Raw genomic sequence first — 24712 nt, 5'->3', positions numbered from 1 at the left:
GGTTCAGGCGGCGGGCGACGGAGAGGCGGCGGACTCGTCGTACGGGCCGATCCACTGCTCGTACAGCTTCTTGTACGTGCCGTCGGCCTTCGCGTCCTTGATCGCCTTGTTGATGGCCTCGCGGAGCTTGTCGTTGCCCTTCTTCACCGTGACGCCGTACTGCTCACCGGTGTTGACCTGCTCGGCGACCTCGAACGCGTCCGCGTTGGCCTTGTCCTTCAGCCAGCCCTGGACGACCGGGTAGTCGATGACGACGGCCTGGACCTGGCCGGTGCGCAGGCCGTTGAGGACGGCGTCGGAGGACTCGAAGGAGACCGGGTCCAGGCCCTTGCTCTTGGCGTAGTCCTCGCCGGTGGTCTGCGCCTGGGCGCCGACCTTCTTGCCCTTGAGGTCGGCGAAGGAGGAGATGCCGCTCTTCTTGTCGACCAGGACGGCCTGGGTGGCCTCGAAGTACGGGTCGGAGAAGTCGACGTTCTTCTTGCGCTCGTCGGTGATCGTCATGCCGGCGGCGGCGAGGTCGCACTCGCCGGAGTTCAGGAACGCGCCCGTCTTGAAGTTCTCGAAGGGGGTGTCGAGGATCTCCTGCTTCACGCCCAGGTTCTTGGCGAGCAGGTCGATCAGGGCGACGTCGAAGCCCTGCACCTTGCCGTCGATCTCCGACTGGAAGGGCGGGTAGGGCAGGTGGGTGCAGGTGGTGAGCTGGCCCGCCTTGACGAGCTCGACACCGCCGGCCGCGGTCTTCGTGCCGCTGCCGCCGCCGTCGTCGGAGGAGCAGCCGGCCACGAGCACCAGCCCGGCCGTCGCGGTGGTGGCGGCCAGAATGCGGGTCCGGCGCCCGAGGGTCGTCTTCACGGGGAGCCTCCTGTGAGGGAACTTTGAGTTCCGATTATAAGGAAACGTTTGGGCTCCTCAAACCAATCCGATGGCTCTGTGGCCGTTCGACCTAAGAAGTCGGGTGCGAGGCGCGTTGTCGGGCGCCCGGGTGGGGTGTTGGGGCGCCCGGTTACCGCCCGGTTACGCTCGGGACGTCGACCCTTGAGCGAAGAGAGCCCCGTCGTGACCCATCCCTTCCTGGACCTGACACCGCTGAGCGCCGCCCGATTCGCCGCCATCGAGGACCGGGTGGCGCGGCTGCTCGGGACCCGGCAGGACGTCGTGATCATGCAGGGTGAGGCGCTGCTGCCGCTGGAGGGGGCGATCCGCGGGACGGCCGGGCCCGGCACGACCGCGCTGAACGTGATCACGGGTCCGTACGGGCAGACCTTCGGGGACTGGCTGCGGGACTGCGGCGCGACCGTGATCGATCTGGCGGTGCCCTTCCATACGGCGGTCACCGCGGACCAGATCCGTGACGCGTTCGCCGAGCATCCGGAGATCGACTTCGTGTCCCTGGTGCACGCGGAGGCGGCCACCGGCAACACCAATCCCGTCGCGGAGATCGGCGAGGTCGTGCGGGAGCACGGGGCGCTGTTCTACCTGGACGCGGTGGCGTCGATCGGGGCCGAGCCGGTGCTGCCGGACGCGTGGGGCGTGGACCTGTGCGTCATCGGGGCGCAGAAGGCGATGGGCGGGCCGGCCGGGGTGTCGGCGGTGTCGGTGAGCGAGCGGGCCTGGGCCCGGATGGCGGCGAATCCGCGGGCGCCGCGACGGTCGTACCTGTCGCTGCTCGACTGGAAGGCGCGGTGGATCGACGGCGGGCGCACGGCGCTGCTGCACGCTCCCGCACAGTTGGAGATGCTCGCGCTGGAGGCGTGCGTGGAGCGGATCGAGGCGGACGGGCTGGAGGCGGTGATGGGCCGCCATCGGGCCGCCGCGCTGGCCACTCGGGCGGGGGCTGTGGCCCTGGGCGGAGGGCTGGAGCCGTATGTGTACGAGGAGCGGGACGCGGCTCCCGTCGCGACGACGTTGAGGGTGCCGGCGGGGGTGGTGGCGTCGGAGGTGGTGGCTCGGGCGCTGGCGGCGGATCCGGCGTTGCCGCTGGCTGCGGGGGGTGGGGCGCTGGCCAAGGAGATGGTTCGGGTCAATCACTACGGGGTGGACGCGACGGCGGGGGCGGTGCGGGGGTCGTTGGCCGCGCTGGGCGCCGCGCTGGCTGGGCTGGGGCTGGATGTGGAGGTGGAGGGGGCGTTGCGGGTCGTGGACGGTGGGGGGTGGCGGTAGGAGGTTTCTCGCCCCCGCCGCCCCTACCCGTCCCGTCCCCGGGGACTGCCGCCCCCGGACCCCCGCTCCGGGCCCTGAACGGGCCTCGTCCTCAAACGCCGGACGGGCTGAAAAACCTCCTGCGCCGGACGGGCTGGTTGGAGGGCCGCAGGCCTCTCCAAGGGGCGCGGGGAACTGCGCGACCAGCCCCCACTGCCCGCAGCCGCCGTCCCTCCCTGCAGCCCGGTCTCGTTCGTGCGCCGCGGAAGGGCCGAAAAGACCGGTCCGAAAGCCTGCCCCGCCCCAACGAGCCGTGCCACGCTCCCCCTATGACCACCGACACCCCCCACGCGCTCCCCGGCACCCCTCACACGCTCCCCGACGGCCGCCCCATCCCCCTCATGAGCGGTGACGAGCGACCCATGCTCGAGAGTTGGCTCGACTTTCATCGCGCCACCCTGGAGTTGAAGTGCGCGGGGCTCGATGACACGCAGGTGCGGACCGCGGCCGCCGGGGCGTCGGAGTTGACGTTGCTCGGGCTGGTGCAGCATCTCGCGGAGTGTGAGCGGAACTGGTTCCAGCGGGCGGTGGGCGGGCTCGAGGTGCCGCCCGTGTTCGGGGCGGGGAACGAGAGCGGGTACCGGCTGGAGGACGAGCGCGGCATCCACGAGGCGCTCGCCGTGTGGCGGCGGGAGGTCGCCCGGGGTCGTGAGGTGTGTGCCGGGCTGCCGCTGGAGGGCACGGGGCGCATCGGGGACGGACCGCTGGTCGGAGTGGAGGTCAGTCTGCGCTGGGTGCTCCTTCACATGATCGAGGAGTACGCACGCCACAACGGCCACGCCGACATTCTGCGAGAGTCCATCGACGGCGCTACCGGAGCCTGAATTCGACGTAATTCTCGAATTCTTTTCCAGGGCAGCTTCCCATAGTCTTCTGCCCGCTTTCTCCGAACCTAAACGCAAAGATTCCGCGAACACCAATCGGACTGAAACGGTCAGGTCTCGTGAGAGTTACACGCCTGTGACGCGTTCCACATCGCGCCCGTTTTGTACGGTATTAAGGGGGCAAAAGGTGCGTTCTGTAGGGCCTCAAGCGCTTCCCTCACGCCCGCGTGATAACACACCACCGCGCCACGCGTAACCCCTCACGGCCATGCAATTTCGAATTTCCCTCGGTAAATTCAATTCGCATGACTGCCGCACAAGCAGACCTGCAAATCGACCGTCCGGCGGTGGCCGACGGGGCCGCGCTGTGGCGTATTGCCAGAGACTCCGAAGCCCTCGACCTCAACTCGTCGTACAGCTATCTGCTGTGGTGCCGCGACTTCGCGAGCACGTCGGCCGTCGCGCGCGACGAGCGTGGGGAGCCGGTCGGCTTCATCACCGGGTACGTGCGCCCGGACCGTCCGCGCACCCTGCTCGTCTGGCAGGTGGCCGTGGACGACGCCTACCGCGGCCGCGGCATCGCCGCCGCGCTGCTCGACGGACTCGTCGCGCGGGTCAGTGGCGAGTACGGCATCACGAGCGTCGAGACCACCATCACGCCCGGCAACACCGCATCCGATCGGCTGTTCGACTCCTTCGCCGAGCGACACGGTGCCGCCCTGGAGCGGGAGGTGCTCTTCCCCGCCGGCCTGTTCCCGGACGGACCGCACGACCCCGAAGTGCTGTACCGCATCGGCCCCCTCTCCCTCTGACACCCCCCACGCAACGAGGAGCGATTCGTCGTGACCATCACCCAGCCCGACCTCAGCGTCTTCGAGACCCTCGAGTCCGAGGTGCGCAGCTACTGCCGCGGCTGGCCCACAGTCTTCGACCGCGCGCGGGGCAGCCGTATGTACGACGAGGACGGCCACGAGTACCTGGACTTCTTCGCCGGCGCCGGTTCGCTGAACTACGGGCACAACAACCCCGTCCTGAAACGGGCGTTGATCGACTACCTGGAGCGTGACGGCGTCACGCACGGGCTCGACATGTCCACCAGCGCCAAGCGCGCGTTCCTGCAGACCTTCCAGGACCTGGTGCTGCGCCCGCGCGACCTGCCGTACAAGGTCATGTTCCCGGGCCCGACCGGCACCAACGCCGTGGAATCCGCGCTGAAGCTGGCGCGCAAGGTGAAGGGCCGCGAGGCCATCGTGTCCTTCACCAACGCCTTCCACGGGATGTCGCTCGGTTCGCTCGCCGTGACCGGCAACGCCTTCAAGCGGGCCGGCGCCGGCATCCCGCTGGTGCACGGCACCCCGATGCCGTTCGACAACTACTTCGACGGCACGGTCGAGGACTTCCTGTGGTTCGAGCGGCTCCTGGAGGACCAGGGCTCGGGCCTCAACAAGCCCGCCGCCGTGATCGTGGAGACCGTGCAGGGCGAGGGCGGCATCAACGTCGCCCGCCCGGAGTGGCTGCGGGCGCTCGCCGAGCTCTGCGAGCGGCAGGACATGCTGCTCATCGTCGACGACATCCAGATGGGGTGCGGTCGTACCGGGGCCTTCTTCTCCTTCGAGGAGGCCGGCATCACCCCGGACATCGTCACCGTCTCCAAGTCCATCAGCGGCTACGGACTGCCCATGTCGCTGTGCCTGTTCAAGCCCGAGCTGGACATCTGGGAGCCGGGTGAGCACAACGGCACCTTCCGCGGCAACAACCCCGCCTTCGTCACGGCCACCGCCGCCCTGGAGTCCTACTGGGCCGACGGCAGCGCCATGGAGAAGCAGACCCGCGCCCGCGGTGAGCAGATCGAGCAGGGCCTGATCGCCATCTGCGAGGAGCACCTCGCCGATGTGAAGGAGTACCGGGGCCGCGGGCTGGTCTGGGGCATGGAGTTCCACGACAAGGAGCGGGCCGGCCGGGTCGCGCACCGCGCCTTCGAGCTCGGACTGCTCGTGGAGACGTCCGGCCCGGAGAGCGAGGTCATCAAACTGCTGCCCGCCCTCACCATCACCCCGGACGAGCTCGACGAGGGGCTCCGCGTCCTGGCTCGCGCCGTCACCGAGACCGCCTGACGGGCGCCTGAAGACCCCCTGCCGACGGACGGCCGCCCCGTGCGCCGTCCGTCCGGCCGGGAGCACCGAGTACACCCCCACCTAGGAGGCATCGCAGCACCGTGATCGTCCGTTCGTTCAAGGACATCGAAGGCACCGACCGCCATGTGAAATCGGCGTCCGGGACCTGGGAGAGCAAGCGCATCGTCCTCGCGAAGGAGAAGGTCGGCTTCTCGCTGCACGAGACGGTCCTGTACGCGGGTACGGAGACGTCCATGTGGTACGCGAACCACATCGAGGCCGTCGTCTGCGTCGAGGGCGAGGCCGAGCTGACCGACCACGAGACCGGGCGGACGCATGTGATCACGCCCGGGACCATGTACCTCCTGGACGGCCACGAGAGGCACACGCTGCGGGTGAAGGAGGACTTCCGCTGCATCTGTGTCTTCAACCCGCCCGTGACCGGCCGCGAGGACCACGACGAGAACGGGGTGTACCCGCTGCTCACCGAGCCCGAGGAGGTGTGAGAACACCATGACCACCGCCATGACCGGAAACGTCACCGATCTCTACCCCAGCCGCGGCGCCACCGAGGTGTCGACGCCGCGCCAGGACCCCGTCGTGTGGGGCGCTCCCGACACGCCGGGCCCGATCACGGCCGGCGATCTGCAGTCGTTCGAGCGCGACGGCTTCCTCGCCATCGACCAGCTGATCGGCGCGGACGAGGTGGAGGTCTACCACCGTGAGCTGGAGCGGCTGATCGCCGACCCGGCGATCCGCGCGGACGAGCGCTCGATCATCGAGCCGAAGTCCAAGGAGATCCGGTCCGTCTTCGAGGTGCACAAGCTCAGCGAGGTGTTCGCCGCGCTGGTGCGCGACGAGCGCGTCGTCGGCCGGGCGCGGCAGATCCTCGGCTCGGACGTGTACGTCCACCAGTCGCGGATCAACGTCAAGCCGGGCTTCGGGGCCAGTGGCTTCTACTGGCACTCGGACTTCGAGACCTGGCACGCCGAGGACGGTCTGCCGAACATGCGGACGGTGTCCGTCTCGATCGCGCTGACCGAGAACCACGACACCAACGGCGGGCTGATGATCATGCCCGGTTCGCACCGGACCTTCCTCGGGTGCGCGGGGGCCACGCCGAAGGACAACTACAAGAAGTCGCTGCAGATGCAGGACGCGGGCACGCCGTCGGACGAGGCGCTGACGAAGATGGCGTCCGAGTACGGCATCAAGCTCTTCACGGGCAAGGCCGGTTCGGCGACCTGGTTCGACTGCAACTGCATGCACGGCTCCGGCGACAACATCACGCCGTTCCCGCGCAGCAACGTGTTCATCGTCTTCAACAGCGTGGACAACGCGGCCGTGGAGCCCTTCGCGGCTCCGATCCGGCGCCCGGACTTCATCGGGGCACGGGACTTCACGCCCGTGAAGTGAGCTTCACGCAGGTGCGGTTCACAGCCACGCCAGCGACGCGGCCCGCTCCAGTACGTTCCGTACGGCGGCCGCGTCGCCGGTCTGGCCCCTGGGCACCGTCTCCGGGGCGTACCGTCCGCCGACGAGCAGGCAGAAGTCGTACGGATCGAGGCTGAGTTCGGCCAGTACGGGCTCGTCCGCGGACCCCAGCACCCACTCCTCGCCCCCGGTGACCGAGAACAGCACCGGGGGCGCGGTGGGTCCCAGGGCCAGTCCGAGGACGCGGACGGCGAGGCGGACCAGCAGCTCCAGGTGCTCCGGCGGCGGCAACGGGACGGCGAGGCCGAGGGCGCGGCCGATGTCGTCGGTGTGGATCCATGTCTCGAAGCCGCGCATCAGGAAGTGGTCGGCGACGGGCAGCCGCATCCCCATCAGTGTCACGGCCCGCGCGGCGAGTTCGGCGTCCCCGGCCTCCGGTGTGCCGAGCACCTGGTCGGCCTGTGCGGCCCAGTCGGCCACCGTCTCCTCGGGCGTACGGCCGTGCTCGTGGGCGATGACATCGGCGCTGCGGCGGTTCCAGGCGTCCTCCCAGTGCGTGCCCTCCTCGATGTGCGAGGGCGGCACCCGCGCGTCGACGCCGAGCCGGCCGGCCAGATGCTCGTCGGCGGCCAGGAGATGGGCGACGGTGGCATGCGCGTCCCAGTCGTGCACGACCGGAGTGGCCCAGCGGCCCGAGAGTTCCGGCAGCAGTGCCTTGAGCCCGGCGACGGCGGCGGCGTAGGGCGCGGCGTGCGCGGCGACACCGGCGACGGACGGCCGGGTGCGCAGGGCGAGGGACAGCACACCGTCGGACGAGCGGGTGGGGGCGGTGAGCGGTGGCCCGTCGAGCAGCCGTACCGTCTCCTTCAGTCTCGCCGCCTCCGCGGCGCAGCTCCCGCAGCCGGCCAGATGCGCCGAGACGGTCTCCGCGTCGGCCGGGTCCAGGGCGCCGAAGGCCCAGGCGGCCAGCAGATCAGGTACGGACCCGTGTCCGTCGGTCATCGCGTGCCTCCTCTCCGTGCCCCTTGTCCGCGAGGGCCTCGTTCGGCTCTCCTGCGGGTACCCCCCTCGCCATCATGCGCCCCTTTCCAGCGCGGGGTCCGGCGGCTCGGCCAAAGTTTCCGCCAAGGAGCGCAGGGCGCTGCGCAGCCGGGTCTTGGCGGTGCCCTCGGGTATGCCCAGCTCCACGGCGGCCTGCCGGTAGGTGCGGCCGGCGAAGTAGGCGAGGTGCACGACCTCGCGCTGCGGCTGCGGGAGTTCGGCGAGGGCGGAGTGCAGCAGGAGGGAGCGTTCCCGGTCGACGACCGTCTCGTCGGGGCCGGGACCGGCGTCGGGGATGGCCTGGAGCGCGGAGTCGTCGGCGCCGGCGTCCTTGCGGTGCCGGGCCTCGCTGCGCACCCAGTCCACGGCCCGTCGGTGGGCGAGCAGGGACAGCCAGGTGCGCAGCGAGCCACGGCCCGCGTCGAAGGTGTACGGCCGGCTCCACAGGTGGGCGAAGACCTCCTGCGCCACGTCCTCGGCGGCGGCCGGGGAGCGGGTCACGCGCACGGCGATCCGCCGCACCAGCCCGCCGTACGCCGTGTACACCTCGGCCAGCGCGGACTCGTCGCCGTACACCAGCCGCCGGTGCACCTCCGCGTCGGCAGGCGGCGGTGCGGAGGTACCGCCCGTGGACTCCACGTGCCCTTCCTAGCGTCCCGGCAGGGCCCGCGCCAGTGGTTCAGGCGGACAGGACATCGAGGAGGCGGTCGACATCGGTGGGTGTGTTGTAGAGGTGGAAGGCCGCGCGCAGGTTGCCGGCGCGGTCGGAGACCTCCACTCCGGCGCTGCTCAGATCGCTCTGGCGGCTGCCGAGGCCGGGCACGGAGACGATCGGCGAGCCGGGCGAGGGGACGGGCTCGTGGCCGAGGGAGGCCAGGCCCGCGCGGAAGCGGTCGGCGAGGGCGAGGTCATGGGCGCGCACGGCGTCCACGCCGAGTTCCTCCAGGAGTCCCAGGGAGCGGCGGGCGCCGGCGTAGGAGAAGAGGGCGGGACTCTCGTCGAACCGCCGTGCGGAGTGGGCGAGTTCGTCGATGGGGCCGTAGCACGCGTCCCAGGGGTGCTCCCCCGCGACCCAGCCGGCGAAGAGCGGGGTGAGGCCGCCGAGGTCCTCCGGGACGACCAGGAAGGCCACGCCCCGCGGGCAGACCAGCCACTTGAAGGCGACGGAGGCGCAGTAGTCGTAGGCGTCCGCGTCGAGGTCCAGCCATCCGGCGGCCTGGGACGCGTCGATGTACGTACGCGCCCCGTGCTCGCGCGCCGCCTCCCGGATCGCGGGCAGGTCGGCCACCCGGCCGTCCGCGGACTGGGCTGCGCTGACGGCGACCAGGGCGGTGCCGGGGCGCACCGACTCGGCGATCCGCTCCAGCGGCACGCTGCGCACCTTGAGGTCGGGGCGGACGTGGAAGGGGTTCACGACGGAGCTGAAGTCGCCCTCGGCGGTGAGGACTTCGGCGCCCGCCGGGAGGGAGGCGGCGATCAGGCCGCTGTAGACCGCGACGGACGCCCCGGCCGCCACCCGGCGCTCGGGCACCGAGACGAGCCGCGCGAAGCAGGCGCGGCTCGCCTCGACGTCCGAGAACATGTCGGTCGGCCGGCCGGCCGCCGCGGCCTCCGTCGCGGTCCGCATGGCGGCGACGGTACGGGCCGGCAGCAGGCCGGTGCTGGCCGTGTTCAGGTAGGTGTTCTTCGGCGCGAACTCGGCACCGACGAGGCTCTCGAAGGTCTCCATGGCTCCACTGTGGGCCCGGGAGACCTCATAGTCCATTGCCTATTTTTGCGTGCTCTCGCCAAGCGATCCTTATAGATCAGCCGTCACCTGCCCTTTTACCTCTGCGGTACCGCGCACCCGTCGGGGCCGCAGGCGTCCGCGTCACCCTGGTCGATGAGCCGAAGCGGGGACCGCTCGCCCCATGCCTGCGTCAGGGCCTGTTCGAAGACCTCGGCGGGCTGGGCGCCGGAGACGCCGTACTTGCGGTCGAGGACGAAGAAGGGCACGCCGTTCGCGCCGAGCTCGGCGGCCTCGCGCTCGTCGGCACGCACGTCGTCGGCGTAGGCGCCCTGGTCGGCGAGGACCTTGCGGGCGTCGCCGGCGTCGAGTCCGGCGGCCACCGCCAGTTCCACGAGCCGCTCGTCGCCCTCGGAGAAGACGGACCGCTCCTCGGCGAAGTTCGCCCGGTACAGGATCTGGATCAGCTCGTCCTGGCGGCCCTGCTCCTTGGCGAAGTGCAGGAGCCGGTGCATGTCGAAGGTGTTGCCGTGGTCGCGGCCCTCGGTGCGGTACGCGAGCCCCTCCGCGGCGGCCTGCGCGCCGAGGTTCTCCTCACCGGCCTGTGCCTGCGCGGCGCTCATGCCGTACTTCTTGGTGAGCATGGTGATCACGGGCTGGATGTCGCCCTTGGCGCGCCCGGGGTCCAGCTCGAAGGAGCGGTGCACCACCTCGACCTGGTCGCGGTGCGGGAAGGCCTCCAGCGCCTTCTCGAAGCGGGCCTTGCCCACGTAGCACCAGGGGCAGGCGATGTCGCTCCAGATCTCGACGCGCATGTCTACGGCTCTCTCCAGGTCGGACGGATACGGAGACACCCTCCGCAGACTGGATGAACGTTCAAGCAGCGTGCTTGATTCCCGCCCGCCCTCATGTCCCGACCGGGTCGTCCTCCGTCACCAGAAATCGCAGGTTCAGGTGGTGGTCCCCGTCGGCGGGCGGGTTCTCCGGGTCCGGGTGCCAGCCCCGGCCGGCGTAGAAGCCCTGTGCCCGCCGGTTGTCGACATGGACGTCGAGCACGGCCGTGCGCATGCCGTCGGCCCGCCACTCCTCGACGCAGGCCGCGTGCAGGGCCGTACCGATGCCACGGCCCCAGTGGTCGGGGTCGACGTGGAACTGGAACAGCTTGACCGTGTCGGCCGGGCCTCCCTCGGGCCGGCGGAAGGACGCGAGGCCGACGATCCGGCCGTGCTCCACCACGCACAGCACATGCCCGTCGGGCCGCTCGATGGCGCCGCGCCAGGCGGCGGACCAGTCGGTTCCGTCGTCGGGGATCCCGTCCGGGTAGTACGTCGCCCTGGCGCGCGCGTGCAGGGCGGCGACCGTCTCCGCCTCGGCGGACACAACGGTACGGATCATCCGGTTCGCGGTGTCTCGGTCACTGATCATGCAACGGAGGACGTGACGTCGGCCGCCGCGGTTCCGAGCCGGCTGAACTGCGCCCGGTAGGCGCTCGGCGTCAGCCCCGTACGGCGGACCAGATGCCCCCGCAGCGAGTCGGCCGTGCCCAGACCGCTGGCGCGGGCCACCCGGTCCATCGGCAGGTCCGTGGTCTCCAGCAGTTCCTTGGCGCGTTCGATGCGCTGGTGCAGCAGCCACTGCAGGGGGCTCACCCCGCTCTCCGCGTGGAAGCGGCGGGTGAGGGTGCGCACGCTGACGCCGGCGTGCCGGGCCAGGTCGGTGAGGGTGAGCGGCTTGTCGAGGTTGCGCATGGCCCAGCCGCGGGTGTCGGAGCAGGCGTGGCCGCGCTCGGGCGGCAACGGCGTCTGCGTGAACTGGGTCTGGCCGCCCGGCCGTACGGGCGCGACCAGGGCGCGTCGGGCGACCTCGTTGGCGACGGCGGCGCCGTAGTCGGTGCGGATGATGTGCAGGCACAGGTCGATGCCGGCGGCGTAGCCGGAGGAGGTGACGTAGGGCCCGTCCTGGACGTAGAGCACGTCTCCGCGCAGGTCGACCTGCGGGTAGCGGCGGCGCAGCTCCTCGGCGTGCGCCCAGTACGTCGTCGCCCTGCGCCCGTGCAGCAGGCCCGCCTCGGCGAGTTGGAAGGCGCCGGTGCACAGGGAGGCGATGCGCTTGCCGGCGGCGGCCGCCTCGCGCACGGCGGACACGATCCGCGCGTCCGGCTCGAAGGGCTCCCCGGTCCCGGCGACGAGCAGCGTGTCCGCGGCCTCCACGACGTCGAGTCCGTGCCGTACGTACAGGTCGAGCCCGCCGCTGGTGGGCACCGGTCCCGGCTCGGCCGCACAGATGACCACCTCGTAGCCGGGCCGCCCGTCGACCTCGACCTTGCCGAACAGCATCTCCGGGATGGCGAGGTTGAACATCGACACGGGCGAGGGCGCGACGACCGCGATGCGGTGCGGGGCTAGCGGCTGGGACATGGCCAGAACCTCCGGCTGCATGGCATTTTGGCCACTACTGTACGACGGCCGCACTCCGCAGCATGGAGGCATGTCGACGAACGTGACGCGCGACGGCACTCAACTCACTTCCATCCAGGGCGAGTTGACGCCGGAGCCCAAGGAACCCAAGACGCCCTCCGCCGCTCTCACCCTCACCGCCGGCCTGCTCGGCTTCGCGCTGGTCTGCCTCGACGCGTCCATCGTGAACGTGGCTCTGCCCGCGATGGGCTCCTCCCTCGGCGGCGGGATGTCGGGGCTGCAGTGGGTCGTGGACGCCTACACACTGGCGTTCGCCGCGCTGATGCTGTCCACCGGGGCTTTCTCGGACCGGGCGGGCGCGACCCGGGCGTACGCGCTGGGCGCCGGCGTCTTCACGCTCGCCTCGGCGGCCTGCGGTCTGGCGCCGAACCTGCCCGCCCTGATCGGCGCGCGCGTCGTGCAGGGTGTCGCCGCTGCCGTGGTGCTGCCGGCCTCGCTGGCGCTGGTGCGGCAGGCGTACGCCGATCCGGCGCGGCGCGCTCGGGCGGTGGCCGTGTGGGCGGCCGGGGGTTCTGCGGCGGTGGCGCTGGGTCCGGTGGTGGGCGGTGTGCTGACGACGGCCTGGGACTGGCGGGGGATCTTCTTCGTCAACCTTCCGGTGGGCGTCCTGATTCTCGCGCTGCTGATCCGGGCCCCGCGTTCGCAGCGCCGTCCGGCACCGCTCGATCTGCCCGGCCAGGTGACGGCGGTGGTGGCGCTGACCGCGCTGACGTTCGCGGTGATCGAGGGCGGCACGGCGGGCTGGGCGGCGCTCGCGGTGGCCGTGGTGACGGCCGGCGCGTTCCTGCGCATCGAGGCGCGCAGGCCGCACCCGGTCGTCCCGCTGGGGCTGCTGCGCAACCGGACCGTCGCGGTGACGGTGGCGACGGGAGCAGCGGTCAGCGTCGCCTTCTACAGCATGGTGTTCGTCTTCTCGCTCTTCTTCCAGCAGGTCCAAGGGCGTTCCGCGCTCCAGGCCGGGCTGATGTTCCTGCCGATGACGGGCCTGATCGCGGTGACGAACGTGGTGGCGGGCAAGCTCGCCGGACGGTACGGCCCCCGGCTGCCCATGGTGGTGGGCCAGGGCCTCGCCGTCGCGGGACTGCTGGTGATGCTGTTCGTCGACACCGGCACGCCGCCGGTCGTGGTGGCGCTGCTCCTCGTCCCGATGGCGCTGGGCTGCGCGCTGACGGTGCCACCGCTGACGGCGGCGATGATGGACGCCGTGCCCGCGGAGCGGGCGGGCCTCGCGGCGGGCGTCCTCAACGCGGCCCGGCAGATGGCCGGGGCGCTGGGCATCGCCGTCTTCGGGGCGCTGATCTCCGACGGCTTCGTGTCCGGGATGCGGCTGAGCCTGGTGGTCAGCGCGGCGCTGCTCGCGGTGACGGGCCTGCTCAGCTTCCGTCTCGCAGGTCCTTCGGCCAGTGCGGCCTGAACTCCAGGTGGTCGTAGGTCACCACGCACCCCTCCCCCAGCGGCGACTGCGTCATGAAGCCGACCAGGGCCGCGCCGGTCTCCTTCTCGTCGCCGAGCGTGAACAGCCGGACGAAGGTCCAGCGCTCGCCGTCGCGCGAGGCGTGGAAGGCGAAGGCGCGGCCGGTGCGGCTCACCCGCAGCCACACCGAGCTTCCCTCCACCGAGAAGGAGTTGGCGTCGTCGGAGTGGCCCCGGGTGACGACCGTGCACACGGTGGGCACGTCCGGGGAGTACTCCAGGCACAGCTTCGCCCAGGCCCGCTCGCCGACATGGACGTAGAGGACACCGGCGTCGAAGGCGCCGGCGAAGCCGACGGTGACGCGGGCGATCAGCTGGAAGTCGCCCTCGGGCGCGCCCAGCAGCCGCGGTGCGTCGGAGGCGGCGTCCAGGGCCTCGCCGGTGGGCGGCACGAAACGGTCCTGCCGGGGGCCGGCCCATCCGGAGAGGATGCCGTCGTCCTCGTAGGACCAGTGGCCGTCGGGGCCGTAGGTGCGCAGTGGGAAGGGGAGTTCGGGGATTTCCAGGTCCATGGCGGGATTCTTCCAGGCCGTCCCCCTTCCCGCTCGCCCGAGGGGGGTCCCGTCAGCGGGACTGGAGGGCGTCCAGGGCGACGGCCTGGGCGATGGCGAGGCGCAGGTCGAGGTCGGGCGAGGCCACGTCGAGCAGATACCGGTCGCGCAGCCCTATCTTCTTGTCGACCTTCATCACCGGCTTCGCCTCCGAGGTGAAGTCGAAGTGGTACGGCCACGCGAACGGCACGAAGTCCAGCGGCAGCAGCTCCCAGACCCGGCGCAGCACGGCCACGAGCCGGTTGCGCTCGGTCCCGACGGCGGTGACGGAGCCCGGCTGCTCCAGTTCCCACGTCGAGCGCAGCAGGGAGGCGGCGAACTTCTTGCGGAACGTGCCGACGGGGTTGCCCGTCGCGTCGCACACGTCATAGGCGGCGCCGACGTCGAGGACCTGACGGGCCTTGGCGGTGAACAGCACGCGGCCCTTGGACTCGTCGGTGTAGAAGGTCATCTGCTCCTTGAGCGCCATCCGCTTCTGCTCGGCGAAGGCGACGACCTTGCCCTCGGAGCCGTCCGGCAGCGTCTCGGTCACGACGTACCGGTTGATCATGAGGGTGGTCTTCTGCCGGATGGTGAACCGCTCGTTCGTCGGTCGCGCGCTGTCCATCGCTTCGCTCTCCGTGCCGGTGGTGGGTGGCCGCCGGCGTTCTCGTCCGGCGGAGCCATCGTCGCCGCGCGACCCGGTCCGGGTCAGTCCTCGTAAGTCGACGTCCGCAGCGACCAAAGATGACGGCTCCGGCGGCGGGCGGGTGTCGACTTTCGTCGCTCGGGACCGCGCCGAAGGGCGGATGCGGGCGGCCCCGGGCGGCTGGCTATCGTCTGCGCGTGGACGCCAGCCAGACACCCCGCACGGACCGGCCGCTCAGCTCCCGGCTCCTCGCCGCCTCCCCCTGGCCGCGCAAGCGGATCATCGGGGAGAGCGTGCTCGCCGTCGTGCTCGCCGGGATGGCGGGCCTCCTCGACGAACGGCCCGGCTTCGGCGCGTGGACGGTCGCCGTGGCCCTGGCCGCCGCCGTACTGTCACTGGCCCGCCGCTCCCTGCCGGCGACGGTGCTGGTCATCGCGTCGGCCATGTCCGGCGTGGTGGCGGGCGCGGTACCGCTGCTGGTGTGCGCGAGCTGGTCGGCGGGCAGCCGGATCATGCGTCCCTCGCGCGCCATCGCCGCTTACGGCGCCGGGTTCGTGCTGTACGCCGTCGTCGGCATCGCCAAGGCGCCCGACGAGGAGGTCCAGCTCTCGCTGATCGTCACCGGTTCGCTGGCGGCGGGCTCGTTCCTGGCGTTCGTGATCGTGCCGGGCCTCGCCTCCCGCTATCGCGCCCAGCGTCACGCGCTGCTCGACGCCCTGCGGCGGCACAACACCCAACTGGTGCGCGAACAGGCGATGGTGGCACGGCAGGCCCGGCTGCTGGAGCGCCAGCGCATCGCCCAGGACATGCACGACAGCCTCGGCCACCAGCTCGCCCTGATCGCGGTGCACGCCGGCGCGCTGGAGGTCGACCCGGAGCTGGGCGACCGCCACCGGGAAGGGGTGGGCATCCTGCGTGAGGCGTCCCGGACGGCGATGCGGGAGCTGCGGGAGGCGGTCGGCATCCTGCGCGACGACGCCGGTGCGCCTGCCGGGCCACCGGACGGGGCCGACGCCGAGCCCCCGGCGGCCCGGGTGGCGGCGGCCGTCGACGGCCTCGTGGAGTCGTCGCGGGCGGCGGGCGCGGCCGTCGAGCTGCTGCGTTCCGGGAACGTACGGCCCCTCGCGCCCGCCGCCGACCACGCGGCGTACCGCATCGCCCAGGAGGGTCTGACCAACGCGCACAAGCACGCGCCGGGCGCCCCGATCGCGGTGGCGCTGCGCTACGAACCGGACAGCCTGGTGGTCGAGGTGTCCAACGGGCCCGTGCCGGACGGGGCCCCCGCGTCCCCGCCCGCGGTGAGCGGCGGTCAGGGCCTGGCAGGTCTGCGGGAGCGGGCGCGGCTGGTCGGCGGCATGGTGCACACCGGTCCCACGCCCGACGGCGGTTTCCGGCTGGCCGCGGTGCTGCCCTACGGCGGCGGTGAGACCCTGCCCCGTCCCGAGGGCGCGACCTCCGTCTCGGCGGGCGACGACTTTCGGGGGCAGCCCCACGAGGCTGCGGCGAGCGACGGTGGAGCGGTCCTCGACCGTACCGATCCGCAAGGGGAGTTCGCCGCCATCATGAGCAGCAAGAAGAAGGTCGCACTCGGCTGTGCCGTCACCGCCGTCGTCCTGGTCGTCGGTGTCGTCGCCCTCGGGGCATGGGGGCTGAAGGCGCTGTGGGACGAGATGGAGAGCGGCACGATATCGGCCGACGTGTACAAGTCCGTGAAGATCGGCGACGCCGAGGCGGACGTGAAGGCCGAGCTGCCCGAGGGGAGTTCGCTGCTCACCGACGGCCAGGAGAAGCAGGGCCCGCCGCTGCCCGAGGGCGCGAAGTGCCGTCACTATCTGGACCTCGACGAGGACATCGTCTACCGGTTCTGCTTCCGCGACGGGAAGCTGGTCGCGAAGGAGAGCTTCAAGGACAAGCTCTGACCGGCGGCACATGGTCGCCCCCGTGACCGGATCGGGCATGATGACGGGGCTCTGCCATCCGTTCATCGCACCGACACCGCGCAGGAGGCCGCGTGATCCGGGTCCTCGTCGCCGACGACGAGCCGCTCATCAGGGCCGGCATCAGGATGATCCTCACCTCGGCGGACGACATCGACGTCGTCGCCGAGGCGGCGGACGGGCGCGAAGCGGTGGAGACCGCCCGGAGCACCGCGGTCGACGTGGCCCTGCTGGACATCCAGATGCCGGTGATGGACGGGCTGACCGCGCTGGCCGAGATGGGCCGGGCCGCACCGGACGTACGGGTGCTGATCCTGACCACGTTCGGCGAGCGCGAGAACGTCCTGCGGGCCCTCGGCCACGGCGGTGCGGGCTTCCTGCTGAAGGACTCCGCGCCGCAGGAGCTGATCCACGCGGTCCGTGCGGCGGCGGCCGGCAACGCCTATCTCTCCCCGGCCGCGACCCGCCACGTCGTGGACACCCTCGCCTCCCCCGCCGCCACCGCCCGCGGCGAGGAGGCCCGCCGCCGACTGGCCGGCCTGACCACCCGCGAACGCGAGGTCCTGGCCCTGCTCGGCGAGGGCCTGTCCAACGCGGACGCGGGCGCCCGCCTGCACATGAGCGAGGCCACGGTGAAGACGTACGTCAGCCGCATCCTGACCAAGCTCGACTGCGACAACCGAGTCCAGGCAGCCCTCCTGGCCCGGGACGCGGGCCTGGAGTCGAACACGGGCTGACGGTTCTGCCGCGCCCCATAGGGGCGCGGCGCTCTCTCGACAGACGGTTCGGCAACGCCCTCAAGGGGCGCGGGGAACTGCGCGACCAGCCACGACGGCGCCGCAGCCCTACGACGGCCGACCCCCGGCACCCCCGGCGGACGCCTACCGCTCCAACGCGCCGTTGAACCGCCGAGGCAGCCCCAGCGGATTCTCGTCCCGAAGCTCCGCAGGAAGCAGCGCAGCCGGCGCCCCCTGATACACCACCGGCCGCAGCCACCGCTCGATCGCCGTGCCGCCCACCGACGTGGAGGTCGACGTCGTCGCCGGATACGGGCCCCCGTGGTGCTGGGCCGGCGCGACGGCGACACCCGTCGGCCAGCCGTTGACCAGCACACGCCCGGCCAGCGGCGTCAGCTCCGCGAGGATCTCCGCCCCACGTCCCGCACCGGCCGCCTCCTCGGCGGACAGGTGGACCGTCGCGGTGAGGTTGCCGGGCAGCCGGGACAGCACGGCCTGCGCCTGCGCGTCGTCGTCGTAGCGGGCGACCACCGTGACCGGGCCGAAGCACTCCTCCAGGAGCAGGTCGTAGGCGCCCTCCTCGGCGAGCTTGCCGGCCGCGACCGTCAGGAACCCGGCGCTGACCGTGTGCTCGCCGCCCGCGCCCGGCGTCACCGGCGACTGCACGTCCGGCAGTTCGGTGCGCTCGGCGACCCCGGCGATGAAGTTGTCCCGCATCCGGTGGTCGAGGAGGACCCCGGCGTCTGTGTCGCTGACGGCGTCCGTGAGGGACTTCAGCAGGCCGTCGCCGGCGGCGCCGGACGGCACCAGCACCAGGCCCGGCTTCACACAGAACTGTCCGACGCCCAGCGTCATGGACCCGGCCAGGCCCGTGCCGATCTCCTCGCCGCGCTCGGTCGCGGCCGCGTCGGTGACCACGACCGGGTTCAGGGAGCCCAGCTCGCCGTGGAAGGGGATCGGGACCGGGCGGGCGGCGGCCGCGTCGAAGAGGGCACGGCCCCCTCGTACGGAACCGGTGAAGCCGGCCGCGGTGACCAGCGGGTGCTTGATCAGCTCGAGGCCGGCCTCGAAGCCGTGCACCAGACCGACGACGCCGGCCGGGATGCCGTGCTCGGCGGCGGCGATCCGCAGCACCTTGGCGACCAGCTCGGACAGCGCCGGGTGGTCGGGGTGGGCCTTGACGACGACCGGGCAGCCCGCGGCCAGCGCGCTGGCGGTGTCGCCGCCGGCCACGGAGAAGGCGAAGGGGAAGTTGGACGCCGAGTAGACGGCCACGACGCCGAGGGGCACCTTGTAGCGGCGCAGGTCCGGGACGGGCGGGGTCGCGGTGTCGTCGGGGTGGTTGATGACGACGTCGAGGAAGGCGCCCTCGTCGACGATGTCCGCGAAGGCCCGCAGCTGGTAGCAGGTGCGGGCGAGTTCGCCGGTGAGGCGGACCGGGCCGAGCGCGGTCTCGGCGTCGGCGGCCTCGACGAGCTGGTCCTTGGCCGCCTGGAGCCGGTCGGCGGCGGTGCGCAGGAAGGCCGAGCGGACCGTGCGGTCGGCGAGGGAGCCGCGGGCCTCGTGCGCGGCGCGGACGGCGGTGTCCACCTCCTGGGCTGTGGCCTCCACCGCAACCTGTTCACGCTGCTTCCCGGTTCGGGGGTCGACACTCCAGACTGGTGCTGCTGCCACCGCGGGTCCCTCCACATGTAATGCCGCAGTACGGGGTCATCCACCAGGGGTGTTCGATATACTGAACACTGTCTCTGATGATGAATACGCTGTCGGAGACTATAACTCTGGGTTCTCGTCGAACGAAGGGGTCACGGGCGATGTCGGCAGGCGAGACGGGCGGCGGGGCGCAGGTCAAGTCCGCGGTACGGACGGTTGAACTGCTCGAATACTTCGCCGGGCGCCCCGGCATGCACTCCCTCGCGGCGGTCCAGGAGGCCGTCGGATACCCCAAGTCCAGCCTCTACATGTTGCTGCGCACGCTCGTCGAGCTGGGCTGGGTGGAGACGGACGCGACCGGCACCCGCTACGGCATCGGCGTACGGGCGCTGCTGGTCGGCACGTCGTACATCGACGGCGACGAGGTGGTCGCGGCGGCCCGCCCGACCCTGGACCGGCTCTCGGACGACACCACGGAGACGATCCACCTGGCGCGTCTGGACGGCACGAACGTCGTCTACCTCGCCACCCGGCAGTCCCAGCACTATCTGCGCCCCTTCACCCGGGTCGGCCGCCGGCTGCCCGCGCACTCGACCTCCCTCGGCAAGGCGCTGCTGAGCACCTACTCGGACGAGCAGGTCCGCAAGATGCTCCCGGAGACGCTGCCCGCGCTGACCGAGAACACGATCACCGACCGCGAGAAGCTCATCGAGGAGCTCCACCAGGTCCGCGAGCAGGGCTTCGCCGTGGACCGCGAGGAGAACACCCTGGGCCTGCGCTGCTTCGGCGTGGCGATCCCGTACCGCACCCCCGCCCGTGACGCGATCAGCTGCTCGGTGCCGGTGGCCCGGCTGACGCCCGCGCACGAACAGATGGTGAAGGACGCGTTGTTCGACGCGCGGGACCGACTGACACTGGCCACTCGTAGGCTCTGACTCCATGGATGTGGAACTGCGCGAGGTGCACGACAGCGATCTGCCGGTGTTCTACCGGCAGATGAACGACCCGGAGGCCCTGCACATGGCGGCCTTCACCCCCAAGGACCCGGCCGACCGGGACGCCTTCGACGCACACTGGAGCCGGATCCGGTCCTCCGCGGACGTGCTGCGCACGATCCTGGCCGACGGTGATGTGGTGGGCAGCGCGGCGGTGTACGGGGAGCCCGGCGAGCGGGAGGTGACCTACTGGGTCGACCGCGCGTACTGGGGCCGGGGCGTGGCCACGGCCGCCCTGCGCGGGCTGCTCGCCGAGGTGCCCGAACGCCCGCTGTACGCACGGGCGGCGGCGGACAACGAGGGCTCGCTGCGGGTGTTGCGCAAATGCGGGTTCCGGGTGACCGCACAGGCGAGGGGCTTCGCGAACGCGCGCGGCGAGGAGATCGACGAGCTGGTCCTGGCGCTGGCGGGCTGAGCGGGCCTCCCCCGCGCGGCGGAGAGGGATCAGCGTCGCGCAGGAGGTGGACCCGTGCCGTCGCGCGGGAGCGTGGGGGCATGACGCAGACACTCTCCCCGGCGCCCGCCCTCGACACCGCCGTCCTCAGCCGGCCCCGTCGGGTGCTGCGGGCCGTCGCCATCGTCTCCTGCGTGCCGTATCTCGGGCTCAAGGCCGCCTGGATCGCCGGGAGTCACCTGGGGATCCCGGACGGCAGCGCGCTGCTGGAGCACCGGCTGTCGATGGCGGTGGCCAACAGCCTCTCCGTGCTGCTGGACAGTGCCGTCATCGTGCTCGCGCTGGTGCTGACCCGGCCGTGGGGGCTGCGGGTGCCCGCGTGGCTGCTCGTCCTCCCCGCCTGGGTGGCCACCGGGCTGCTCGCACCGATCATGGCCGGGTTTCCGCTCCAGCTCGTGGTGCGGGCGTTCGGCGCGGGCGGCCACCGCGGTCCGGCGGGCGAGCCCTTCCTCGACGAGTGGGTGTTCGGGGTCGTGTACAGCGGGTTCATCGTGCAGGGGCTCGCGCTGGGGGCGCTGTTCGCGCTGTACGCCCGGGACCGCTGGGCGCAGTTGTGGCGGGGGCGGGTGTGGGAGCTGCCGGTCGGCGTGCTCGGCTCGGCCCAGAGGGCGACCGCGGTCGCCGCCGGGCTTCTCGCGCTGTTCCCGCTCACCGTGCACCTGTGGTGGGCCTGCGGCGGCACGGCCGGGCTCAGCGAGGGCCGGGCGGACGACGTGACCGCCGACTTCCGGGTCCTGGAGGTCATGTACGTCGTCTTCCTCACCGCCGCCGTCGCGGGGGCCTGGCAGCTCGCCTTCCGCCGCGGGCGCACCCTGCCCGTCCTGGTGCCGCTCGCCCTCGCCTGGGTCGGCTCGGCCGCCGTCGCCTGCTGGGGCGGCTGGCTGTCGCTGGCCTCGCTGGGCGGCGTCGACGACCTCGCCGACCGCCCGACGCAGCTGATGAACCTCACCTACGCTGGCCAGATGATCGTCGGCATCCTCGTCGCCAGCCTGGGCGTCCACTTTCTCGCGGAGCGTTCGGCGAGGGCCAAGTGCCGTACGGCGTGAGCGACTTCGTCCGCCGGCTGTTCGGGCGGCGGGCGCGGCTGCGCTGGATCCATCTGATCCTCGGCGGCGCGCTCGCCATGCCGTACGTCTTCGTGGGCCAGTTGGTCGTGGGCCCCGCCATGGACTCCCGGTACCTCTTCAACGACCTGCCCCTCCAACTCCTCTCCTTCGCCGTCGGGTTGCCCCTGGCCGCGGTCACCGCCGCCGTGTTCCCGCTGACCCGGCCGCTGGAGTCGGGTGCCGTGCGGGCGCTGTGCGGTGTCGAGCGGGACCGGCTCGCCTACGGCCCGGCGCGGACGTGGGCGGCGAAGAGGCGTGCGGCGGCCTGGTTCACGCTGCATCTAGGGTTCGGCGGGATCGTCTCGGGGATGTCGCTGGCGGTGCCGCCGTTCGCCGGGTTCCTCACCGCGCTGCCGCTGCTCGTGTGGCTGGGCGGGGACGAGCTCGTCGAGCTGCCCGCGTCCCTCGACCACCCCTGGGTCCTGGCGCTCGCGCCGGTCGCGGGTGTGGCGACGATGCTGGCGCTGGCCGGCTGCGCGGCGGTCTCCGGCACGCTTCTGGCCCGCTGGGCTCCCGCCCTGCTCGGTCCGGCGCCGGAGGACCGGTTGGCGGCGGCCGAGGCGCGCGCCGCCGACCTCGCCGTGCGCAACCGGCTCGCGCGCGAACTGCACGACTCCGTGGGCCATGCGCTGAGTGCCGTCACCCTCCAGGCGAGCGCGGCCCGCCGGGTCCTCGACACCGACCCGGAGTTCGTCCGCGAGGCGCTCGCCGCGATCGAGGACACGACCCGGCGCACGGTCGGCGAACTCGACGCCGTGCTCGGCGTGCTGAGGGACGGCGACGCACCCGGTACGGCCCCCGCGCCCACCCTCGCCGGTGACCTCAGCGGCCTGCTGCGGCGCACGCGCGCGTGCGGGCTGCGGGTGACCGCCACCGTCGGCATCGACCCGGAGGCCCTGCCCCCGGTCCTCTCCCGCGAGGCGTACCGCATCGTGCAGGAGGGGCTGAGCAACGCCCTCAAGCACGCCGGTGACGGCACGAGCGTGACCCTGCGCGTCGAGATCACCGATGGGCAGCTGGAGATCGCCGTCGAGAACCCGCTGGACCGCGCCCCGTCCTGCCGCCCCGGCGGCGGTCATGGTCTGCGCGGTATCGCCGACCGGGCCCGGCTGCTGGGCGGGACCACCGAGGCCGGCCCCGCGCAGGGGGCCTGGCGGCTGCATGTACGACTGCCCATGAAGGGACCCGCATGACGACGAGACCGCCCGTCCGGATCGTCCTGGCCGACGACGAACGCATGGTGCGCACCGCCCTGCGCGCCATCCTGTCCGCCGAGCCGGACCTGGAGGTGGTCGGCGAGGCGTCGACGGGGGCCGAGGCGGTGTCGGTGGTGCGGGAGCGGCGGCCCGACGTCGTCCTCATGGACGTCCGGATGCCGGAGATCGACGGCATCCGGGCCACCGAGCAGATCCTCGCCACGCTCGACGATCCGCCCCGCATTGTCGTCGTCACCACTTTCGAGAACGACTCCTACGTGTACGACGCCCTGCGCGCCGGTGCCGCCGGGTTCCTGCTGAAGCGGTCGGAGGCCGACGCACTGGTGCAGGCCGTACGGCTGGTGTCGCACACCGACACGCTGCTGTTCCCGTCGGCGGTACGCGCCCTGGCGGCCGAGCACGCGCGCGCGTACGCCGCGCCGCCGCCCTGGGTGGCACGGCTCACAGGGCGGGAGAGCGATGTGCTGCGGCTGATGGCGCAGGGCCTGACCAACGCGGAGATCGCGCGGCGGATGGAGGTGGGTCCGGCGACCGTGAAATCGCACGTGGCGGCGGTTCTGGCGAAGACCGGCACCCGGGACCGCACCCAGGCGGTGATCGCCGCGTACGAGGCGGGCTTCATGAACGCCCGATGAGAAAACGGGGCGCAAGGGAACGATTGCCCCCAAGCTGATCGTCCTTGGGAGTGGGATGAACAAGACGATCAGGCGGGCGTCCGTCTTCACGCTGCTGCTGGTGTTGGCTCTGCTGGTCAGGGCGACCTGGGTGCAGTTCTACGACGGCCAGGCACTCGCGGACGACAAGGACAACCGACGGAACACGATCGCGCTGTACAGCGAGCCGCTCGGCAACATCGTCGTGGGCGGAAAGTCGGTCACCGGCTCCGCGCCCACGAAGAGCGGTGACCTCGCGTACAAGCGGACGTACACGGACGGCTCGCTGTACGCCGCCGTGACCGGATACAGCTCGCAGGCGTTCGGCGCCACCCAGCTGGAGGGCATCTACCGGGACCTGCTCGACGGCACCGACAACCGGCTGAAGAGCGTGCTGGACACGGTCACCAACAAGCGGTCCGAGCCGGGCAACGTGATCACGACGATCGACCCGCAGGTGCAGAAGGCGGCGTACGACGCGCTCGGCGACAAGAAGGGCGCGGCCGTCGCGATCGACCCGGCCACCGGGAAGATCCTCGCGGTCGTCTCGACCCCGTCGTACGACCCGTCGCGGATCACCACCGGCGACTCGGACGCCTGGAAGCAGCTGACCAAGGACGCCGACAAGCCGATGACGAACCGGGCGCTGCGCCAGCCGCTGCCGCCGGGTTCGACGTTCAAGCTGGTCGTGGCGGCGGCCGCGCTGGAGGACGGGCTGTACTCGTCGGTGGACGAGAAGACGGACAGCCCGGATCCGTATCCGCTGCCGGACTCCAGCAGCAAGCTGACCAACGAGAACCCGTCGGCCCCCTGCGAGGACGCCTCGATCCGGGTGGCTCTGCAGTACTCCTGCAACAACGTCTTCGGCAGCCTGGCCGTCGACCTGGGCCAGGACAAGGTGCGGGCGACGGCCGAGAAGTTCGGCTTCAACGACGCGACGCAGGACGTGCCGGTGCGGGCGTACGAAAGCGTCTACCCCGAGGACATGGACGAGGCGCAGACCGCGCTGTCCGGCATCGGCCAGTTCGACGTCACCGCGACGCCGCTGCAGATGGCCATGGTGTCGGCCGCCATCGCCAACGACGGCAAGCTGGTCTCGCCGCACATGGTGTCCCAGATCACCGACAGCGGCGGCAACGCGCTGGAGAACTACGACGACCAGGCCGACACCACGGAGATCGTCAGCTCCTCGACCGCCGAGCAGCTCCAGTCGGCGATGCAGACGGTCGTGGAGGACGGCACGGGCACCAACGCCCGGATCTCCGGCGCGACGGTGGGCGGCAAGACGGGCACCGCCCAGCACGGCGAGAACAACAGCAAGACGCCGTACGCCTGGTTCACCTCCTACGGCAAGGCCGACGGCAAGGAGGTCGCCGTGGCGGTCCTCGTCGAACAGTCGGACGCGGCCCGCTCGGAGGTCAGCGGCAATGGGTTGGCCGCCCCCGTGGCCAAGGCTGTCATGGAGGCGGCGTTGCGATAGCGCCCCTTCAGGG

The 24712-nt window shown here is 71.8% G+C and carries 25 protein-coding genes; 15 read left to right on the top strand and 10 right to left on the bottom strand.

The genetic code is table 11. The annotated features are described in order from the left end of the window. Positions 1-3: 3 nt before the first annotated feature. Positions 4-852 (bottom strand): transporter substrate-binding domain-containing protein, encoded by an 849-nt coding sequence (locus ACFPQ9_RS13880; RefSeq protein WP_380852129.1) that lies wholly within the window; start codon positions 850-852, stop codon positions 4-6. Positions 853-1056: 204 nt separating this feature from the next. Between ACFPQ9_RS13880 and ACFPQ9_RS13875 the strand changes: the two genes are divergently transcribed. The 6 genes from ACFPQ9_RS13875 (at position 1057) to thpD (ending at position 6553) form a co-directional block, all read left to right on the top strand. Then, positions 1057-2160, top strand: a complete 1104-nt coding sequence (locus ACFPQ9_RS13875) for a pyridoxal-phosphate-dependent aminotransferase family protein (RefSeq protein ID WP_380852126.1) — start codon at positions 1057-1059, stop codon at positions 2158-2160. Positions 2161-2468: 308 nt separating this feature from the next. Continuing rightward, complete coding sequence (locus tag ACFPQ9_RS13870) at positions 2469-3023, top strand: DinB family protein (RefSeq protein ID WP_380852123.1); 555 nt, start codon at positions 2469-2471, stop codon at positions 3021-3023. Between the two features lie 305 nt (positions 3024-3328). Next, positions 3329-3835, top strand: a complete 507-nt coding sequence (gene ectA / locus ACFPQ9_RS13865; RefSeq protein WP_380852120.1) for a diaminobutyrate acetyltransferase — start codon at positions 3329-3331, stop codon at positions 3833-3835. A 30-nt stretch (positions 3836-3865) separates the two neighbouring features. After that, positions 3866-5137, top strand: a complete 1272-nt coding sequence (ectB, locus tag ACFPQ9_RS13860) for a diaminobutyrate--2-oxoglutarate transaminase (protein ID WP_380852117.1) — start codon at positions 3866-3868, stop codon at positions 5135-5137. 101 nt (positions 5138-5238) lie between these two features. Next, entirely contained in the window at positions 5239-5643 is a 405-nt protein-coding gene (locus ACFPQ9_RS13855; RefSeq protein ID WP_380852114.1) for an ectoine synthase, read from the top strand. Positions 5644-5650: 7 nt separating this feature from the next. Then, positions 5651-6553: an ectoine hydroxylase gene (gene thpD, locus ACFPQ9_RS13850; RefSeq protein WP_380852111.1), complete on the top strand. Its 903-nt coding sequence runs from the start codon at positions 5651-5653 to the stop codon at positions 6551-6553. Positions 6554-6571: 18 nt separating this feature from the next. Here thpD and ACFPQ9_RS13845 read toward each other — a convergent pair whose 3' ends face one another. The 6 genes from ACFPQ9_RS13845 to ACFPQ9_RS13820 form a co-directional block, all read right to left on the bottom strand. Further along, positions 6572-7573 (bottom strand): maleylpyruvate isomerase family mycothiol-dependent enzyme, encoded by a 1002-nt coding sequence (locus ACFPQ9_RS13845; RefSeq protein WP_380852108.1) that lies wholly within the window; start codon positions 7571-7573, stop codon positions 6572-6574. A 72-nt stretch (positions 7574-7645) separates the two neighbouring features. Beyond that, a complete protein-coding gene (locus ACFPQ9_RS13840) occupies positions 7646-8251 on the bottom strand; it encodes an RNA polymerase sigma factor (RefSeq protein WP_380852105.1) in 606 nt (201 codons plus the stop codon). A 40-nt stretch (positions 8252-8291) separates the two neighbouring features. Beyond that, positions 8292-9341, bottom strand: coding sequence for an aminotransferase class V-fold PLP-dependent enzyme (locus ACFPQ9_RS13835; RefSeq protein ID WP_380852102.1), 1050 nt, complete (start codon positions 9339-9341; stop codon positions 8292-8294). Between the two features lie 95 nt (positions 9342-9436). Next, a complete protein-coding gene (locus ACFPQ9_RS13830; RefSeq protein ID WP_380852100.1) occupies positions 9437-10153 on the bottom strand; it encodes a DsbA family oxidoreductase in 717 nt (238 codons plus the stop codon). 91 nt (positions 10154-10244) lie between these two features. Then, on the bottom strand, positions 10245-10763 hold the full coding sequence (locus tag ACFPQ9_RS13825; protein WP_380852097.1) for a GNAT family N-acetyltransferase: 519 nt from the start codon (positions 10761-10763) through the stop codon (positions 10245-10247). Beyond that, positions 10760-11755, bottom strand: coding sequence for a GlxA family transcriptional regulator (locus tag ACFPQ9_RS13820; RefSeq protein ID WP_380852095.1), 996 nt, complete (start codon positions 11753-11755; stop codon positions 10760-10762). The genes ACFPQ9_RS13825 and ACFPQ9_RS13820 overlap by 4 nt, the downstream gene beginning before the upstream one ends. Before the next feature lie 70 nt (positions 11756-11825). Between ACFPQ9_RS13820 and ACFPQ9_RS13815 the strand changes: the two genes are divergently transcribed. Continuing rightward, on the top strand, positions 11826-13229 hold the full coding sequence (locus ACFPQ9_RS13815; protein ID WP_380852092.1) for an MFS transporter: 1404 nt from the start codon (positions 11826-11828) through the stop codon (positions 13227-13229). On the opposite strand, the gene ACFPQ9_RS13810 is transcribed toward ACFPQ9_RS13815, so the two are convergent. Both ACFPQ9_RS13810 and ACFPQ9_RS13805 read right to left on the bottom strand, forming a co-directional pair. Continuing rightward, a complete protein-coding gene (locus tag ACFPQ9_RS13810; RefSeq protein WP_380852089.1) occupies positions 13189-13800 on the bottom strand; it encodes a DUF1349 domain-containing protein in 612 nt (203 codons plus the stop codon). The two genes, ACFPQ9_RS13815 and ACFPQ9_RS13810, sit on opposite strands and share 41 nt — an antisense overlap. Positions 13801-13852: 52 nt before the next feature. Continuing rightward, the gene (locus ACFPQ9_RS13805) at positions 13853-14446 is read right to left on the bottom strand and encodes an LURP-one-related family protein (RefSeq protein WP_380852086.1); all 594 of its coding nucleotides are present in this window, start codon (positions 14444-14446) and stop codon (positions 13853-13855) included. Positions 14447-14664: 218 nt separating this feature from the next. On the opposite strand from ACFPQ9_RS13805, the gene ACFPQ9_RS13800 reads away from it, so the two are divergent. Next, positions 14665-16386, top strand: a complete 1722-nt coding sequence (locus tag ACFPQ9_RS13800; RefSeq protein WP_380852083.1) for a sensor histidine kinase — start codon at positions 14665-14667, stop codon at positions 16384-16386. A 92-nt stretch (positions 16387-16478) separates the two neighbouring features. Next, the gene (locus ACFPQ9_RS13795) at positions 16479-17141 is read left to right on the top strand and encodes a response regulator transcription factor (RefSeq protein WP_380852080.1); all 663 of its coding nucleotides are present in this window, start codon (positions 16479-16481) and stop codon (positions 17139-17141) included. A gap of 144 nt (positions 17142-17285) precedes the next feature. Here ACFPQ9_RS13795 and ACFPQ9_RS13790 read toward each other — a convergent pair whose 3' ends face one another. After that, on the bottom strand, positions 17286-18815 hold the full coding sequence (locus ACFPQ9_RS13790) for an aldehyde dehydrogenase (NADP(+)) (RefSeq protein ID WP_380852077.1): 1530 nt from the start codon (positions 18813-18815) through the stop codon (positions 17286-17288). 140 nt (positions 18816-18955) lie between these two features. On the opposite strand from ACFPQ9_RS13790, the gene ACFPQ9_RS13785 reads away from it, so the two are divergent. The 6 genes from ACFPQ9_RS13785 to ACFPQ9_RS13760 all read left to right on the top strand — a co-directional run bounded on the left by ACFPQ9_RS13785 (position 18956) and on the right by ACFPQ9_RS13760 (position 24699). Then, the gene (locus ACFPQ9_RS13785; RefSeq protein ID WP_030956770.1) at positions 18956-19729 is read left to right on the top strand and encodes an IclR family transcriptional regulator; all 774 of its coding nucleotides are present in this window, start codon (positions 18956-18958) and stop codon (positions 19727-19729) included. A 4-nt stretch (positions 19730-19733) separates the two neighbouring features. Further along, the gene (locus tag ACFPQ9_RS13780; RefSeq protein WP_380852072.1) at positions 19734-20204 is read left to right on the top strand and encodes a GNAT family N-acetyltransferase; all 471 of its coding nucleotides are present in this window, start codon (positions 19734-19736) and stop codon (positions 20202-20204) included. Between the two features lie 80 nt (positions 20205-20284). Next, positions 20285-21289 carry a hypothetical protein gene (locus ACFPQ9_RS13775; RefSeq protein ID WP_380852069.1) on the top strand — a complete coding sequence of 335 codons (1005 nt, stop codon included), beginning with the start codon at positions 20285-20287 and terminating at the stop codon, positions 21287-21289. Further along, positions 21286-22542 (top strand): sensor histidine kinase, encoded by a 1257-nt coding sequence (locus tag ACFPQ9_RS13770; RefSeq protein ID WP_380852066.1) that lies wholly within the window; start codon positions 21286-21288, stop codon positions 22540-22542. Before ACFPQ9_RS13775 ends, ACFPQ9_RS13770 begins: the two co-directional genes overlap by 4 nt. After that, positions 22539-23201, top strand: a complete 663-nt coding sequence (locus ACFPQ9_RS13765) for a response regulator transcription factor (protein WP_380852063.1) — start codon at positions 22539-22541, stop codon at positions 23199-23201. Before ACFPQ9_RS13770 ends, ACFPQ9_RS13765 begins: the two co-directional genes overlap by 4 nt. Positions 23202-23256: 55 nt before the next feature. Continuing rightward, complete coding sequence (locus tag ACFPQ9_RS13760) at positions 23257-24699, top strand: peptidoglycan D,D-transpeptidase FtsI family protein (protein WP_380852060.1); 1443 nt, start codon at positions 23257-23259, stop codon at positions 24697-24699. Positions 24700-24712 lie beyond the last annotated feature (13 nt).

The organism is Streptomyces coerulescens (assembly GCF_042657965.1).
In the GTDB taxonomy this organism is placed as follows: domain Bacteria; phylum Actinomycetota; class Actinomycetes; order Streptomycetales; family Streptomycetaceae; genus Streptomyces; species Streptomyces coerulescens.
The sequence above is the reverse complement of the archived record's forward strand: the minus strand, read 5'-3'. Positions and strand labels throughout refer to the sequence as shown.